The organism is Candidatus Pelagibacter bacterium nBUS_28, from assembly GCF_051200915.1.
Classification (GTDB): domain Bacteria; phylum Pseudomonadota; class Alphaproteobacteria; order Pelagibacterales; family Pelagibacteraceae; genus Pelagibacter.
This window is the reverse complement of sequence record NZ_CP172844.1, coordinates 865247-880960: the sequence shown is the minus strand read 5'-3', so window position 1 is coordinate 880960 and position 15714 is coordinate 865247. Positions and strand designations below refer to the sequence as shown.

15 protein-coding genes are annotated in these 15714 nt (G+C 32.2%); 11 read left to right on the top strand and 4 right to left on the bottom strand.

Annotated elements, in window-relative coordinates; translation table 11 throughout:
* Positions 1–27 precede the first annotated feature (27 nt).
* A complete protein-coding gene (locus ACIJYC_RS04725) occupies positions 28–996 on the top strand; it encodes a DUF1907 domain-containing protein (RefSeq protein WP_435164973.1) in 969 nt (322 codons plus the stop codon).
* A 36-nt stretch (positions 997–1032) separates the two neighbouring features.
* On the top strand, positions 1033–1446 hold the full coding sequence (locus ACIJYC_RS04720) for a MarR family transcriptional regulator (protein ID WP_023648238.1): 414 nt from the start codon (positions 1033–1035) through the stop codon (positions 1444–1446).
* A 12-nt stretch (positions 1447–1458) separates the two neighbouring features.
* Here the strand turns inward: ACIJYC_RS04720 and ACIJYC_RS04715 are convergent, their stop codons facing one another.
* Both ACIJYC_RS04715 and ACIJYC_RS04710 read right to left on the bottom strand, forming a co-directional pair.
* Entirely contained in the window at positions 1459–2250 is a 792-nt protein-coding gene (locus ACIJYC_RS04715) for an HpcH/HpaI aldolase family protein (RefSeq protein WP_435087527.1), read from the bottom strand.
* A 2-nt stretch (positions 2251–2252) separates the two neighbouring features.
* Positions 2253–3695 carry an NAD-dependent succinate-semialdehyde dehydrogenase gene (locus ACIJYC_RS04710; protein WP_435164970.1) on the bottom strand — a complete coding sequence of 481 codons (1443 nt, stop codon included), beginning with the start codon at positions 3693–3695 and terminating at the stop codon, positions 2253–2255.
* A 93-nt stretch (positions 3696–3788) separates the two neighbouring features.
* Here ACIJYC_RS04710 and iolD point away from each other — a divergent pair, with 93 nt between their 5' ends.
* From iolD to rbsK, 3 genes are read left to right on the top strand one after another with little or no spacing between them, the layout of a single operon-like run.
* A complete protein-coding gene (gene iolD, locus ACIJYC_RS04705) occupies positions 3789–5633 on the top strand; it encodes a 3D-(3,5/4)-trihydroxycyclohexane-1,2-dione acylhydrolase (decyclizing) (RefSeq protein WP_435164967.1) in 1845 nt (614 codons plus the stop codon).
* A 6-nt stretch (positions 5634–5639) separates the two neighbouring features.
* Positions 5640–6797, top strand: coding sequence for a Gfo/Idh/MocA family protein (locus tag ACIJYC_RS04700; protein ID WP_435164964.1), 1158 nt, complete (start codon positions 5640–5642; stop codon positions 6795–6797).
* A gap of 36 nt (positions 6798–6833) precedes the next feature.
* Positions 6834–7745, top strand: a complete 912-nt coding sequence (rbsK, locus tag ACIJYC_RS04695) for a ribokinase (protein ID WP_435164961.1) — start codon at positions 6834–6836, stop codon at positions 7743–7745.
* 4 nt (positions 7746–7749) lie between these two features.
* Here rbsK and ACIJYC_RS04690 read toward each other — a convergent pair whose 3' ends face one another.
* Together ACIJYC_RS04690 and ACIJYC_RS04685 are read right to left on the bottom strand one after the other, a co-directional pair.
* Entirely contained in the window at positions 7750–8925 is a 1176-nt protein-coding gene (locus ACIJYC_RS04690) for an L-rhamnonate dehydratase (RefSeq protein WP_435164958.1), read from the bottom strand.
* Complete coding sequence (locus tag ACIJYC_RS04685) at positions 8922–9920, bottom strand: 4-hydroxythreonine-4-phosphate dehydrogenase PdxA (protein WP_435164955.1); 999 nt, start codon at positions 9918–9920, stop codon at positions 8922–8924. The genes ACIJYC_RS04690 and ACIJYC_RS04685 overlap by 4 nt, the downstream gene beginning before the upstream one ends.
* Before the next feature lie 69 nt (positions 9921–9989).
* Here ACIJYC_RS04685 and ACIJYC_RS04680 point away from each other — a divergent pair, with 69 nt between their 5' ends.
* The 6 genes from ACIJYC_RS04680 to ACIJYC_RS04655 all read left to right on the top strand — a co-directional run bounded on the left by ACIJYC_RS04680 (position 9990) and on the right by ACIJYC_RS04655 (position 15702).
* Positions 9990–10961, top strand: coding sequence for a Bug family tripartite tricarboxylate transporter substrate binding protein (locus ACIJYC_RS04680; protein ID WP_435164952.1), 972 nt, complete (start codon positions 9990–9992; stop codon positions 10959–10961).
* Positions 10962–10985: 24 nt separating this feature from the next.
* Complete coding sequence (locus ACIJYC_RS04675; RefSeq protein ID WP_435164949.1) at positions 10986–11492, top strand: tripartite tricarboxylate transporter TctB family protein; 507 nt, start codon at positions 10986–10988, stop codon at positions 11490–11492.
* Positions 11493–12965: a tripartite tricarboxylate transporter permease gene (locus tag ACIJYC_RS04670; protein WP_435164946.1), complete on the top strand. Its 1473-nt coding sequence runs from the start codon at positions 11493–11495 to the stop codon at positions 12963–12965.
* 1 nt (position 12966) lies between these two features.
* The gene (locus ACIJYC_RS04665; RefSeq protein WP_435164943.1) at positions 12967–13716 is read left to right on the top strand and encodes an SDR family NAD(P)-dependent oxidoreductase; all 750 of its coding nucleotides are present in this window, start codon (positions 12967–12969) and stop codon (positions 13714–13716) included.
* 2 nt (positions 13717–13718) lie between these two features.
* On the top strand, positions 13719–14621 hold the full coding sequence (locus ACIJYC_RS04660) for an ROK family protein (protein WP_435164940.1): 903 nt from the start codon (positions 13719–13721) through the stop codon (positions 14619–14621).
* 175 nt (positions 14622–14796) lie between these two features.
* Positions 14797–15702, top strand: a complete 906-nt coding sequence (locus ACIJYC_RS04655; protein ID WP_435164937.1) for a sugar ABC transporter substrate-binding protein — start codon at positions 14797–14799, stop codon at positions 15700–15702.
* Positions 15703–15714 lie beyond the last annotated feature (12 nt).

Here is a 15714-nt window from a genome sequence, read left to right as displayed (position 1 = left end):
GCAAAATAAATTATAGCTTAATTAATAATGCAATTAAAAATAGAAAAATCAAAATTTAAAGAATATTCATTAGATAAAATCTCTGAAGCTTTACAAAAAGGATTATCTGATAATTATAAAGTTGCCGAGGTATCTATAGCTAATTGTCCAAATTTGAGGGATTGGGGCTGTCCATCTGAAGGCATAAGTGGTAATCAAAAAATTATAGATGTTGGTGGCGAACCTTACATGCATGATCCCAAATTTATTGGTACTGAATTTGATTATGAGGAAATTTCTAAAATGATTGGATCAGAAAAAAGTTATGCTTTAGGTGCTGGCTCAGGTGCCATGTCTTGTTTAGAAGGTCATTGTGGTGAATTAGTAATTAATGAAAATTTAATTACCTCTGAGTCAAAATCAATTATTGCTCGAGTTGGTGCTAACAAAGAATGTATTGCTGAAAAATATACAGCTAGAAAACATGGTGGCTTAGGCAACGTTTTTTATACTGATGGGGTAAGAGGAAAAGTTATCAAAATTAAAATAAAAGGAAGATCTGGTGAACAAGGTTCTTTACCTCAAGCAATGAGAAAAGCTTTGTCTGACAACTTAAAAATTGAGGGCAACGATCATCTTGCATTAGCAGGCGTTTTTAGAATATTAAAAGGAAAAATTAAATCACATGTTCAGCCTGATTATGCCGATATTAAACATGAATACTATGACCCCGAACAAATGAAGTGTGTAAAAGATTTTTTACAATTTTATGAACCTGTTGGACCAGAGCTACAAGGTTACAGCGTATTTTGGACGGGTGATCCAACAGGAGGGACACTTAACTTAAGAGAGTCTGGAGAACACACTCATTTTCACTCTTATACAAAAAAAAATATTGCTGGCCACTATCACTTTGATGTAACACCAGATGAAATAGAGTACGAAGGGTATTTTAATACCGCAGAAGAAGTGTACAGAGTTAACAATATATATAAAGAATTAAGCAATAAAAAATAATATTAATTTAACTTTCTTTAAGATAACATTTGACTAATGAAGAGACAATTTAAGTATCCTAAGCATTTTGAGGAACAAAAAAAAATTCCAAAAATTACTCAAAAAAGAATTAAATTAGCCGAAGTGTCACTAGGTGACTTTGAGGGAAGATTAGAAAATGAATTACTTAATTGGTTCTCTTTAACACCTCAACATTGGATAATGTTGCACATGGTAATGCTTGCTTATTATAAAAATAAATCAATTACTAAAAATGAATTATTAAAAGTTATTGAAAAATCTTACTTAACCTCAAATGTTTATATCGATACTGCTATTAAAAAAGGATTTTTTAGAATTATAAGAAATGAAAAAGACAAAAGATCTATCTTTATTTTACCATCTGTAATTACAATAAAAACTTTTGAAGGGTTTATTGATAGAAGAGATATTCTTTATAAAGGAATATAATTAATATTTTAATTAATAAGCTTTAGATTCTTCTTTTTTAGAAAAACCTTTCATTTTATCAACTACAGCCTTAGATCCAGCACTTAATGCTCTTTGATCAGCACCAATTGTTACAAAATTAAAACCCTTATCAATCATTTTTTGTGCATACTCAGGTGTTCCATTATGAATACCTGCAAATATATTATTTTTTTTAGCATGTTCTAAAATTCTTAAAATTTCCGAATAAGCTTTTGTGCTTTCTGGTCTATCAAAACCTGGTTCTTCACCAATAGCTAAACTTAAGTCTGCTGGACCAATATAAATACCATCAACACCGGGTGTTGACATAATTTCATCAAGCTTACCTAAAGATTCTTTTGTCTCTATCATTGCTAATTTAAGCATTTCATCATTTGCATGTTTTGCATAATCAGAACCACCATAAATTAAACCTCTAACAGGACCAAAACTTCTATAGCCATGAGGAGGGTACATACATGCTTGAACAAATCTTTCAGCCTCTTCTTTGTTACTAACCATTGGACAAATAATTCCATAGCAACCTGCATCAAGTATTTTCATTATTTGACCAGGTTCATTCCAGTTTACTCTTGCAAGTGGAGTAACATCAGTTGTTGATATAGTTTGCAACATTGGAAGAGCATTAGTGTAATCAACTAAGCCATGTTGCATATCAATTGTTAGAGAGTCCCAACCCTGATGGGCCATAACTTCAGCTGATACAGTGCTTGGGATTTGCAGCCAACCATTAATTACTGGTTTCCCAGCTTTCATCATTTCTTTTATTTTGTTTTTTCTCATTATTATATCTTCAAACCCATGTGAGTATATTTAACATTCAGGTAATCTTTAATTGCACCCGAACCACCTTCACGTCCATAACCTGTTTGTTTAATCCCACCAAATGGTGCTTCAGCAATAGCAACTACTCCAGTATTAACTGCAACACATCCGGACTCTAATTTTTCAGATCCTATATGAGCTTGATCCATTGAATTAGTATATAAATAACTACATAAACCAAGGTCGTTATCGTTTGCTCTTTCAATAACCTCATCAAAAGTTTTAAATGTTAGAATAGGCACAAGTGGACCAAAAGGTTCTTCTTTCATGATCGTAAAATTATCTTTTACATCATCAAATACAGTTGGTTCGTAATAATATCCTTTGTTGAAACCAGAAGGTCTTTTTCCACCCATTAATACTTTTGCACCTTCACTTTTTGTTGTCTCTACTAATTTTTCTATTTCTTCTAATCTCTTAGCAGTACTTAAAGGGCCTAACTCAACACCTTCATCCATACCATTACCTATTTTTAATTTTTTTGCTCTATCCATAAAGGCACTTACGAACTCATCTTTTCTATTTTCTTGGATGTAAAATCTATTAGGTGAAATACATACTTGTCCATTATTTCTAAATTTACCTGTTATAGCTATATCTGCAACTTTGTTCATATCTACATCTTCACAGACAATAAAGGGAGAGTGTCCACTAAGTTCCATTGTAACTCTTTGAACTTTATCAGCTGCTTTCTTTAAAATTATTTTTCCAACTCTTGTTGAACCAGTAATAGATACTTTTTTAATAATATCAGATTCCATTAATTCATTTGATATTTCAGCCGGATCACCTGATAGAAGGTTTATCACTCCATCTGGCACTCCTGCTTCTTTACATATGCTAACTAATTCCATTACTGCGCCAGGAGTAATTGTATCTGGCTTACAAATAACAGAACAACCTGCAGCTAAAGCAGTAGAAATCTTTCTAGAAGCTAAAACTATTGGAAAATTCCAGGGCACTAATGCTGCTACTACACCAACTGGCTGATAATAAACATGAACTCTTGTATCTGGAAATCTACTTTGTTGTGTTTGACCATAAATTCTCTTTGTTTCTTCTGCGTTCCATTCAAAAATATCAGCTCCACCACCAACTTCTCCAACACCTTCAGCAAGAGGCTTTCCCACTTCAAGTGTTAACCACTTAGCAAGAACATCTTTTCTTTCTCTCATTAAATCTGCAATTTTTCTAAGAGTATAAGCTCTTTGCCAAGGTGCAGTATTTTTCCAAATCTCCAAACCTTTTTCAGCAGATTTTAATGCTTTTTGCACATCAGCTGAAGATGCTTTTGATGCTTTACCAATTACTTCTTCAGTAGCTGGGTTAATTACATCATATGTTTCATTTTTTTCTGCTTGTTGCCATTTACCGTCAATGAATTGTCCAAATTTGCTATACATAGAATTTATTTTTAAGTTTACTTAAAGTGGTTTTTTATTTTATAAATATATTTATATATAAACATTATACACATTTAAAGATAAACTTAATTTATGAAAAAAATTACACTCACCTGTGCTCACGCAGTAGTTAAATATTTAATATCTCAAAAAATATTAATTAATGGGAAAAAAGAACCTTTGTTTCCGGGTGTATTTGGAATATTTGGGCATGGAAATGTAGCATGTTTAGGTCAGGCACTTGAAGAAAATCAAAACGAACTTCCCACTTATAGAGGTCATCATGAACAAAATATGGCTTTAACTGGTATTGGTTATGCAAGAGCAAAAAGAAGACAGCAAATTTTTGTAGCAACTTCATCAGTTGGTCCTGGAGCAACAAATATGGTAACTGCAGCTGGTGTTGCTATGAGCAATAGACTTCCAATTTTATTTTTACCAGGAGACACATATGCAAATAGAATGCCAGATCCTGTATTGCAACAAGTTGAGCACTTTAATAATCCTAGCATAACTGCAAATGATGCTTTTAAACCTGTCACAAGATATTTTGATAGAATAACTAGACCAGAACAAATAATTCAATCATTTCCAGCAGCGATTCAAACTATGCTAGATCCTGCTGATTGTGGACCAGCCTGCATTGCTTTATGCCAAGATATTCAAGGGCAAACTTTTGATTATCCAGAAGAATTCTTTAAAGAAAAAGTACATACAATTAGAAGACCTAGACCTGATGAGTTTCAAATAAAAGAAGCAGCTGAAAAAATAAAATCTTCAAAAAATCCAATAATTATTTCTGGTGGTGGAGTTTTTTATTCTGATGCAATGGACGAATTAAGCAAGTTTGCAATCAAACATAATATTCCAGTTACTCAAACTGTAATGGGTTATTCCACAATGAAAAGAGATCATTCACATTATGCTGGACAAATAGGGGGTTTGGGTGGAAAAAATACAAATTCTCTGGCCAAACAAACAGATCTTGCAATTGCAGTTGGAACTAAACTTGCAGATTTTACTACAGGTTCTTGGGCAAATTTTGAGAATGAAAATTTTAAACTTGTATCAATTAATGTATCAAGATTTGATGCAAACAAACATTTAGCACAAGCTGTAATAGGTGATGCAAAAGTATCATTAGATGAATTATCTTTAGCTTTAGGCGAGTGGAAGGCAGGAGAAGAGTGGAACAAAAAATCTCAAGCTGAACTTAAAGCATGGAATGAAGAAGTTGATAAAGCAAGCGCTCCATCAAATCAAGAGATACCAAGTTATGTTCAGGTTATAGGCGCTGTATACAAAAATTCTGATCCATCAGATATAGCAGTAACAGCTGCTGGCGGACTAGTTGGTGAAGTCGTTCAAGTTTGGAGACCTAGAGAATTAAATACTCATGAAACAGAATGGGGTTTTAGTTGTATGAGCTATGAAATTTCAGGTGCTCTAGGAATTAAAATGGCAAATCCAAACAAAGAGGTTATTTCATTTATAGGAGACGGATCATACTTAATGAATAATACTGATATCTATTCTTCAGTTATTACTAACAATAAACTTATAATAGTTGTTTGTGATAATGGAGGTTTTGCAGTCATTAATAGACTTCAATTATTTAAGGGTGGTAAAGAATATAACAATCTACTTAAAAGCTCAAAAACACCTGGTCTTGTAGGTGTTGACTTTGCAAAACATGCTGAAAGCATGGGAGCTAAATCAGAACATGTAAATTCTATATCTGAACTTGAAGAAGCATTTAAAAGAGCAAAAAAATCTGATGTTACATATGTAATTTCAATTAAGACACATGCTTATCAGTGGCTAGAAGGTTCTGCGTTTTGGGATAGCCCCACATTAGAAATCCCAACAACTGAAGAAAATAAAGAAGCTTTAAAACTTTATAAAGAGGGAAAGAGCAAACAAAGACAAGGCGTGTAACTCTTTATGAATAAAATATTTAAAGTCGGCCTTATTGGCTGCGGTCATATCTCAGAGACTTATTTCAGAGCTGAAAAATATTTTAACAATATTAAAATTATTAAATGTGCAGATATTAACCATGGTAATGCTGTTAGATGTGCAAAAACCTATAAAATTCAAGCATTAACTGTAAATGAAATTTTAAAAGATAAAGAAATTGAAATTGTTCTTAATCTAACTATTCCAAAAGCTCACTATAAGGTTGCAAAGCAGGCATTGGTTAATGGTAAACATGTTTATTCCGAAAAACCACTGGCAATTAATTTTAAGGATGGAAAAGATCTTCTAAGAATTGCAAAAAAGAAAAAGCTTTATATTGGAAATGCTCCAGACACTTTCTTAGGCGGTGGTATCCAAAAATCAAAAGAACTAGTCGATAAAAAAGTTATTGGCAAAATTAAATTAGGAAATGGAATTTTTGCTTTTCCTGGAGTTCAATCTTATCACCCTAATCCTGAACCTTGGTTTGCAAAAAAAGAAGGTGGACCAGTAATTGATATGGGGCCTTACTATTTAACTGCATTAGTTAATTTGTTAGGACCAGCAAAAAAAGTTGCAGGAAGTGTTGTTAAAGGAGTTAAAAGAAGAACTATTGGAATAGGTCCAAGAAAAAACAAAACATTTAAAGTAGAATGTCCGACAACATATTTATCAACCATTACATTTGAAAATGGAACAATTATCAGACTAACTTTATCTTTTGATGTTATAGCTCACCAAAGAAATCACATAGAATTATATGGTGATAAAGGATCAATGATAGTTCCAGACCCAAATATGTTTGGTGGTTCAGTTTATGTATGTAAAAATTTAGGTGATCCTTGGAAAGAATATAAAACAAACAAAATGCCACTGGGTAAAATTAATATTAGGTCACAAAGCTCAAGAGCAAATGAGTCCCCGACTAATGCAAACTATCGTGGAGCTGGATTAGCTGAGATGGCTTATTCAATAGAAAATAAGAAAATTAATAAATGTAATGGAGAATTATCTCTACATGTATTAGATATAATTCAATCAACCATGAAGGCTTGTACTTCTGGAATTCCTCAAATAATCAAAACTACTTGTAAAAAGCCTCAACCTTTTTCTTTGAAGGAAATAAGAAAAATAATAAAGTAATTTTGAATAATAATTTATGTCAAAATTTATGGTTAAATGAGCTCAATTTGTATCTTTGGGATATTTGTTGCTGATCTTTGTTTTTTTGCAAACAAAATACCAGAACGAGGTGAAACAGTCTTAGGGAATAATCATTTAGTTGGACCAGGTGGGAAAGGTTCAAATCAAGCAATTGCTGCTGCAAAATTAGATGGCAAAGTTAATTTTATAACTAAAGTTGGTAAAGATAATTATGCAGATATGGCTCTTTCTTTATATAAAGAGGCAGGAGTAAATATAGAAAGCGTATCTCGAGACTCCAATCTTTCAACAGGCGTAGCAGGAATAATGATTGATGAGAATGGAAATAATGCAATTAATGTTTTCGCTGGCGCTGCGGCTCATCTCCAAAATGGAGATATTGATAAAAATTTAGAATTAATAAAAAAATCAGAGATATTTTTAACTCAAATGGAAACTCCATATTCAACAACCATGTATGCATTAAAAAAAGCCAAGGATAATGATTGCCTTACAATTTTAAATCCAGCACCTGCTAGAAAAATAAATGAAAATGATTTTGAATTATTAGATTTTTTTACTCCAAATGAAACTGAGGCAGAATTTTATTATAATAAAAAAATTGAGACAAATGAGGATATTAAAAATGCTGCAAAAGAATTTTTAAACAGGGGTGTTAAAAATATTATTATTACACTTGGTGAAAAAGGTATTTATTTTGCAAATAAAAATGAAGAATATTTTATTGATGCATTAAAATTGAAAAATGAAGTTGTAGATACGACAGGAGCAGGAGATGCTTTTAATGGAGCATTTGCTGTAGCGCTTGCAAATAAGTTTAAACATAAGGATGCATTAATATTTGCTAATAAAGTTGCAGGTATTTCAACAACAAGGCTGGGTGCAGCTAGGTCTATGCCAACTTTAAAAGAAGTAGATAACTATTAGTTATTTATTCAATTATATTAAAATCAGATTTATATTTATCAGTAATTGTTAAACCTAGACCTGGTTTATTATCATCTAAATCAATAAATCCATTTTCTGGAGCAGGGTCTCCTTCAAAGATATAATAAAAAAGTTCATTTCCAATTTCAACATCATGAACAGGAAAGAATTCTGAAATAGGACAATTAAAATTAGACATTGTTAAATGATAATTATGCATTTGACCTGCATGAGGAATAACAGGAACTTGATGAGCTTCTGCAATAGCATTAATTTTTTGAGCCGCAGTAAAACCACCAACTCTATTATTGTCATACTGGATATAACTAACTGCTTTTAAATCTAATAATTGTTTAAAACCGAACATATTAAACTCATGCTCACCACCAGAAATTGGAATCATATTCATATTATTTAGTTCAGCATATCCATGAATGTCATCTGCTATAACTGGTTCTTCTAACCATCTAGGATTAAATTTCATAAGTTTTGGCATCATTCTTTTTGCATAATCTAAATTCCAACCCATATAACATTCCATCATCAAATCTGTATCTTCACCGATTACTTCTCTTACAGCTTCCGCAAGTTCAATATTTTTTTTCATTCCTTCAGGTCCATCTTTAGGACCCCAACCAAATCTCATTTTAAACATTTTAAAACCTTGCTTTAAGTAATTCTCAGCTTCTTTTTGAAGATCTTTAATTGGTTGGCTATATAGTTTTGATGCGTAAACAGGAATTTTTTCTTTTGTTCTTCCACCTAACAATTTAAACACAGGTTTTTTTGTAATTTTGCCCATTATATCCCAGAGAGCGATATCAATTGCGGAAATTGCAACCATGCCAATACCTCTTCGGCCCCAAGCATGAGTTCTTCTGTACATTTTTTCCCAAATGTATGCGTAATCAAAAGGATCCTCACCAATAACTAAAGGCTTTAAATATGTATCAATAGTTTTTTTTGCAACTTGAGGTGCTAAGGCTGCGTTTCCAATTCCAACGATCCCGTCATCAGTTTCAATTTCACAAATCAACCATTCATGAAATCTGAATGAACCCATTGCATCAGACTTTTCAAATAAAAGATCTGAGGCATTTGTACAAAAGTTATTTTGTGGAGGCACAGTTTTACCATTCCATTGGTAAACTTTAGTTCTTATTTCTTTAATTTTTGTCATTGTTTATTTTTATTTTCTGCCATTGTTAATGCAATTTTAAATGAATTCAAAGTAGGTTCTAGATTAGCCTCATTTTTTCCTGCAATATCAAAAGCTGTGCCATGAGCAGGTGTAGTAATTGGAACAGGCAATCCACCTTGAACGGTAACACCTCTATCAAACCCAAATGCTTTTAAGCCAGATTGAAGAGCGTCATGATACATACCAACAATACAATCATGATTTTTATTTTTATAAGCAGTAATAAAAGAAGTATCACAAGGCAAAGGTCCATCAGCATTAATACCTAGTTTTTTTGCCTCTTCTATAGCTGGAATAATTTCATCTTTCTCTTCAGTTCCAAATTCAGCATGAGGATTAAGTGCTTGAACTGCAACTCTAGGAACTTTTATGCCATTTAATTTCATTGCCTCATTAATAAGCTTAATCGGTTTCATAATTTTTTCTTTTATAACATGATCTGGAACTTCTTTAATTGGAATATGAGATGTAACACGAGCTGTCCAAAAATTATCAATAACATTAAATTCACAGAAAAAATTTTTTACTTCTAGTTTTTCAGCCATTAAATGTAATTCATCAGAATATTTGTTACCACCTAGTTTTAAACTTGTTTTATTGAATGGACCAAAATTAATTGCATGAATTTTATTTTCTTTAGCAAGTTCTAAGGCTAAATTTAAAGCTGACAAAACACTTTCCCCAGATTCTTTAGAACATTCTGATAATTTATAACTATTATTTTTTCCATTAGAAATATCTAGAAAAAATTTATTTCCTTCTTCAAAATTTATTTGATCAAAGCCATCAACATATTTTAGATTTTGTGAATTACCAGAAATTTTATTACCACCTTCTAAAACATTTTTTTCACCAATAACAACTATGTTAGCATTATTAGTAATCTCCTTATTCAATAATTTAGATATAAGTTCTGGACCGATACCAGAAGGATCCCCTAGAAGAAGTGCAATATTAATTTTTTTTTGAAGCATTTTTTTCTTACGATTTGTATCAGATTATGTTTATATTTATTAATTATAAATTAACTAAAAAGGGAAATAATGAAAAAAAGTTTTAAACTTTTCTTAGCTGCTGCATTTCTAGTGACTGAATTTTTTGTTATAGCATTACCAATGCTTACTACTTCTGCAAGAGCAGATGGTGCTATACAAGCAATTACTCACGCTGGTTTTGGTGGTGGTACTGATGTAACTACTAGAATGATGCTTTTAAGAGCTCGAAGAGTTCTTAAACAGGACATGCAATTAGTTAACAAAAAAGGTGGTGGTGGAGCTGTATCTATGGACTACATGATGAGCCTACCTGCTGACGGTCAACACACTTTAACTTGGACTACTGGTCATGCTGTATCAATGGCATTAGGTAAAACTAAAGTTAAAATTAGTGACATGCAGCCACTTGCAAGAGGAACTGATGATCCTCAATTGTTTGTTGTAAATTGTAAAGCTGACATAAAAGATGCTAAAAAATTTATTAGTGTTCAAAAATCAAAATCACTTAAATATGGAACAACTCATGTTGGTGGAATTGATGATGTAAGCGCAATTGCATTTACTAAAAAAGGTGGATTAAAAGATCCAACTATTGTTGCTTATAAAGGTGTAGCTCCAATCAAAACTAACCTAATCAAAGGAGATATTGATGTAGGTGTTTTGAACTTAGGTGAAGCATTAACAGAAATAAATGATGGAACACTATGTGTTTCTGTTGTTTTAGCAAATAATAGAATGGCTAAAATTGGAGACTCTCCAACAGCTAAAGAATTAGGAATACCTGTTTCTTTATCTACTGTTAGAGGTTTCGTAACTAAAAAAGGAGCTCCAGCTGAAAGAGTTAAAGAGTTAGAAGCTGGAATGATGAAAGCTATGGGACACAACTATTACAAAAATTTCTTAACTGAAATTGGTCTTGATGACACTAGTGTAGTTGGTGCTGATGAATGGGGTAAGCAAATGGAAGAAATGCTTACTGAAATGACTGCACAGCTTAAAGCTTTAGGTTACATTAAGTAATTTTAAAGATAGTACATTTAACTTATGAGCAATGTACGAAAACAAAAAAGGGCAAACAAAAGTTTGCCCTTTTTTTTTAAAGATGAATTTAAAGTTTCATTTATAATAATATTTATTTCTACCATTTTACTAATTACAACTTTTACATTTGATATTGTTCCTCCAATTTTAAATAGAGGTATTCAACCAGCAACTTTCCCAAAGGCATTGTTGGTTTTAATAATAAGTTTAACATTAATTATTTATTATTTATCAAAAAAAAAACCTTGGAAAATTGAAAAAAAATTACCTAGAACATTTTTTTTAACATTACTCAGTTTTATTTTTTTTGTAGTAATTTCAAAAACTTTAGATTTTTTTCTAGCAATTTCTATTTTATCAATTTTTGTATCTTATAATTGGGGTGAAAAAAGATTATTTTATTTATTATTAGTAGGTATAATTTTTCCAGTAATAGTATTTATTTTTTTTGAAACAATTTTAGGTTTAAGATTTCCACCAGGAATAATAACTAACATTTATTACAATTAGATGGATAATTTATTATTAATGTTGGCACCTCTATTTAGTTCGAAACTAATGATAGTTTTATTTTTTGGAACTTTATTTGGTTTAATCTTAGGAGTTTTGCCAGGACTAGGACCAACAACAGGTGGTGCATTAATTTTACCTTTTACTATGACACTTGATCCTCTTTCAGCAATTGTATTGTTAACTTCTATTTATTGTGCAGGTACTTATGGTGGAGCAATTACAGCTATCTTAATTAACACACCAGGAACGCCTGCAGCAGCAGCAACATGTTTAGATGGTTATCCATTGGCCCAAAAAGGTGAGGCAGGTAGAGCTCTTGGAATGGCAACAGTATCAAGCACAGTAGGTGGAATTTTTAGTGTGATCATATTAGTTTTTTTTGCACCTTTGTTGGCAAAACTTGCTTATGAGTTTGGGCAACCAGAATACTTTGCTCTAGCTATTTTTGGTTTAACTATGCTCGCTTCTATTGGCGATGGAAGTCCAATCAAAAACTTAATTGCTGGAGCTTTTGGAATACTGATTTCAACTATTGGAAAAGATTTTATGACTTCAATAGATAGATTTACCTATGGAATTAATGAATTATCTGAGGGTATTGGTTTTATACCAGTTGTTGTTGGTTTATTTGCAATTAGTGAAATGTTAACTCAATCAACTTTACTAGATCAAGTTTTTAAAAGAGTAGCGTTAAAAGCAGTAAAATTACCCTCACTTAATGATTATAAACAAACATGGAAAACTATTTTAAGATCATCAGGTATTGGATCTTTTATAGGGGTGCTTCCTGCAGAAGGTGGCACAGTTGCGTCTTTAATTGGTTATTCTGAAGCTAAAAGATTTTCAAAAAAACCTGAAGAATTTGGCAAAGGTTCAATTGAAGGAATTGCAGGGGCAGAAGCTGCTAATAATGCTGCAACAGGTGGAGCTATGGTGCCAACACTTGCCTTAGGTATTCCTGGGAGCGCAACTACTGCCGTAATATTAACGGGCTTAATAATTCATGGGGTAAGACCGGGTCCTGATTTATTTAGAGAGCAACCAGAATTTTTATATGGAATTTTTGGTGCAATGTTAATTGCTAATGTACTCTTTTTTATATTTGGTTTTTTTGGCGCTAAGATTTTTGCAAGAATAACACTGGTACCTAATAAAATTTTATGGCCAATGATTTTTGCAGTGTCTGTTTGTGGAACTTATTCGTTAAGTCAATCAATTATAGATGTTTGGATAATGATATTCTTTGGAGTGCTTGGATTTTTTATGAGAAGATATGGTTTTTCAGTTGTTCCAGTTATTATAGGATTAATATTAGGAGAATTGGTTGAGGGTACTCTTAGACAATCATTAGTAATATTTGATGGAAATTGGTTGATGTTTTTAACAAGACCTATTGCATTAACATTCTTTGTTTTATCTTTAATTGCTCTAGCTTTTCCATTATTAAGATCAAAAAAGAAAAAGAAATAATATGATTAAATATGATTTAAATAACAGAGTTGCAATTGTAACAGGTGGAGCTCAAGGTTTTGGTTTAGCAGTAACTGAGAGATTTATCGAAGCTGGTGCAAAAGTAGTAATCTGGGATATTGACGAAGAAGCTATCAAAAATGCTGTAGATAAAGTTAATTCAGAAAATTTATGCTATCAGATTGTTGATGTAAGTAACTTTGAAAATATTAATAAAAGCTTACAAGAAACAGAGAGCAAGCTTGGAAAAATAGATATTTTTATTAACAACGCAGGTATTGCAGGAATGAATACCACTGTGGCTGAATATCCTTTGGATGAATGGAATAAAGTTATTAACCTAAACTTAAATTCTGTATTTTATTGTTGCAAAGCTGTTGTTCCTTTTATGGAAAAAAATAACTATGGTCGTATTGTTAATATTGCATCTATTGCTGGAAAAGAGGGGAATCCTAATGCAAGCGCATATAGCACATCTAAAGCAGGAGTTATTGGTTTAACAAAGTCACTAGGTAAAGAATTAGCTCAAAAAAACATTGCAGTTAATTGTGTTACACCAGCAGCTGCAAAAACTAGAATTTTTGATCAAATGACTGAAAAACATATAAATTATATGCTTTCAAAAATACCAAGAAATAAATTTGCCAAAGTAGAAGAATTAGCTTCTTTAGTTACTTGGTTAGCCAGTGAAGAAAATTCGTTTTCAACTGCTGCAGTATTTGATTTAAGTGGTGGTAGAGCAACATATTAGTCATGCAAATTGGTATTGATGTAGGTGCAACAAAGATAGAGAGTGTTGTACTTGAAAAAGATGGACAAGAAAAACACAGATCTAGAATACCATGTCCAAAAAATTACACTCAAATTATTACTTCTATAAGAGATATCCATAGACAATTAGAACAAGAATTTAAGCAAGAACTTCAAATTGGTGTTTGTCATCCAGGAGTTCATTCTCCCCAAACAGGATTGGTTAAAAATGCTCCAAATATAACTTGGTTAGAAAAAAAACCTTTTCAAAATGATTTACGTAAAGCACTTGGGAAAGAAGTGTTTTGTGAAAATGATGCAAACTGTTTTGCTTTGTCAGAGGCTATAGATGGATCGGGAAAACATTACAAAATTGTTTATGGTATAATTTTAGGTTCTGGAGTTGGAGGTGGTTTAGTTATTGATAAAAAAATAGTAAGTGGCCCTAATGGTGTTGCAGGAGAATGGGGTCATAATCAAATTCCTTATTTTGCTGCTAAAAAAGAAAATTTTGATTCGAGCAATCCAAGAGAAGCTGAGATTGAAAGTTTTTTATCTGGTTTAAGTTTAGCGAAAAGATTTAATAAACTTTATGGAAAAAATTTAAAAGCAAATGAAATTTTCGAATTAAATAGAAAACATGATTTAGATGCAGAAAGATTTATAGATGATTTTAAAGTAAATTTAGCAATGTCACTTTCAAGTATAATAAATATTTTAGATCCTGATGCTTTTATTTTTGGTGGAGGAGTTTCAAACGAAATTGATTTTTTACTTGAAATAGATGCACTAGTGAGGAAATTTGTTATTGGCAGAGAATACGAAGGTGTTTTTTTAAAACCAAAATATGGTGATGCTAGTGGTGTTCGTGGTGCTGCAAGATTGGGAAGAAGTTCCACATACTAGAAATTTCTACTAATAATTTAATTTAGAAAAATTCTAATTCTACAAAAGACAAGAATAGAGGGTAAAAAATTTTGATAAAAAAAATCAATCAAAAGTTGTATTTATATTTTTTGTTATGATCTTTCCTCAAAGCAGTTATATTTCATTTTTTAAATTAATTTAAAATGGAGAAATAATGAAAAAACTTATACTTTCGATTGCAGCTCTTGCATTATTTGCAACTACTGCTTTCGCTGAAAGATACGTCATGATTACTCATGGTGAAGGAAAAGATCCTTTTTGGCCAGTAGTTCAAAAAGGTGGTGAAGATGCAGCTAGAGCAATCGGTGCTGACTTCGAATACATCTACAACCCTTCTGCTGATATGGCTGATATGGCAAGCTCAATTCAAGCTGCTGCAGCTACTCAACCTGATGGTATGGTAATTTCTTTACCAGACCCAGATGCATTAGGCCCAGCTATTAAAGCTGCTGTTGCTGCTGGTGTTCCAGTAATTACAATGAACTCTGGTTTAGAGTCTTCTGCTAGCCTAGGTGCTCTTATGCACGTTGGTCAGCCTGAATTACTTGCTGGACAAAAAGCTGGTGAAAGAGCAAAAGCTGAAGGTGCTTCAAAAGCACTTTGTATGATTCAAGAAGCATACAACACAGCTCTTGTAGACAGATGTGAAGGTTATGGTTCAGCAGTTTCTATGAAAATGATTGATACTACATCTGATCCTGCAACTATTCAAACTAGAGCTACTGCTGCTTTACAAGCCAACAAAGATGTCAATGCAATCCTTTCAGTAGGACCTCACGTATGTGAAGCTGTTGATAAAGCTTTAGCTGATCTTGGTATGACAGTACACCATTCTTGCTTTGACTTAAGTCCTGCAGTTATGGACTTAATCGGATCTGGAAGAGTATCTTTCACAATTGATCAACAACAAAGATTACAGGGTTATGTGCCAGTTATCGTATTACACCTGTACAATAACAGTGCTGGACTTCTTCCAGGAGCTAACATCCCTTCAGGACCTGGCTTCGTAGACAAGTCTAATGCCTCTTCAGTTGCTGCTCTTGCAGGAATTGACAGATAGTTAGTTAAAATT

What these genes read in the sequence shown, in the direction of transcription:
- ACIJYC_RS04725 (WP_435164973.1), top strand. Translation starts at nt 28, where the DNA reads ATGCAATTAAAAATAGAAAAATCAAAATTTAAAGAATATTCATTAGAT.
- ACIJYC_RS04720 (WP_023648238.1), top strand. Translation starts at nt 1,033, where the DNA reads ATGAAGAGACAATTTAAGTATCCTAAGCATTTTGAGGAACAAAAAAAA.
- ACIJYC_RS04715 (WP_435087527.1), bottom strand. Translation starts at nt 2,250, where the DNA reads ATGAGAAAAAACAAAATAAAAGAAATGATGAAAGCTGGGAAACCAGTA.
- ACIJYC_RS04710 (WP_435164970.1), bottom strand. Translation starts at nt 3,695, where the DNA reads ATGTATAGCAAATTTGGACAATTCATTGACGGTAAATGGCAACAAGCA.
- iolD (WP_435164967.1), top strand. Translation starts at nt 3,789, where the DNA reads ATGAAAAAAATTACACTCACCTGTGCTCACGCAGTAGTTAAATATTTA.
- ACIJYC_RS04700 (WP_435164964.1), top strand. Translation starts at nt 5,640, where the DNA reads ATGAATAAAATATTTAAAGTCGGCCTTATTGGCTGCGGTCATATCTCA.
- rbsK (WP_435164961.1), top strand. Translation starts at nt 6,834, where the DNA reads ATGAGCTCAATTTGTATCTTTGGGATATTTGTTGCTGATCTTTGTTTT.
- ACIJYC_RS04690 (WP_435164958.1), bottom strand. Translation starts at nt 8,925, where the DNA reads ATGACAAAAATTAAAGAAATAAGAACTAAAGTTTACCAATGGAATGGT.
- ACIJYC_RS04685 (WP_435164955.1), bottom strand. Translation starts at nt 9,920, where the DNA reads ATGCTTCAAAAAAAAATTAATATTGCACTTCTTCTAGGGGATCCTTCT.
- ACIJYC_RS04680 (WP_435164952.1), top strand. Translation starts at nt 9,990, where the DNA reads ATGAAAAAAAGTTTTAAACTTTTCTTAGCTGCTGCATTTCTAGTGACT.
- ACIJYC_RS04675 (WP_435164949.1), top strand. Translation starts at nt 10,986, where the DNA reads ATGAGCAATGTACGAAAACAAAAAAGGGCAAACAAAAGTTTGCCCTTT.
- ACIJYC_RS04670 (WP_435164946.1), top strand. Translation starts at nt 11,493, where the DNA reads ATGGATAATTTATTATTAATGTTGGCACCTCTATTTAGTTCGAAACTA.
- ACIJYC_RS04665 (WP_435164943.1), top strand. Translation starts at nt 12,967, where the DNA reads ATGATTAAATATGATTTAAATAACAGAGTTGCAATTGTAACAGGTGGA.
- ACIJYC_RS04660 (WP_435164940.1), top strand. Translation starts at nt 13,719, where the DNA reads ATGCAAATTGGTATTGATGTAGGTGCAACAAAGATAGAGAGTGTTGTA.
- ACIJYC_RS04655 (WP_435164937.1), top strand. Translation starts at nt 14,797, where the DNA reads ATGAAAAAACTTATACTTTCGATTGCAGCTCTTGCATTATTTGCAACT.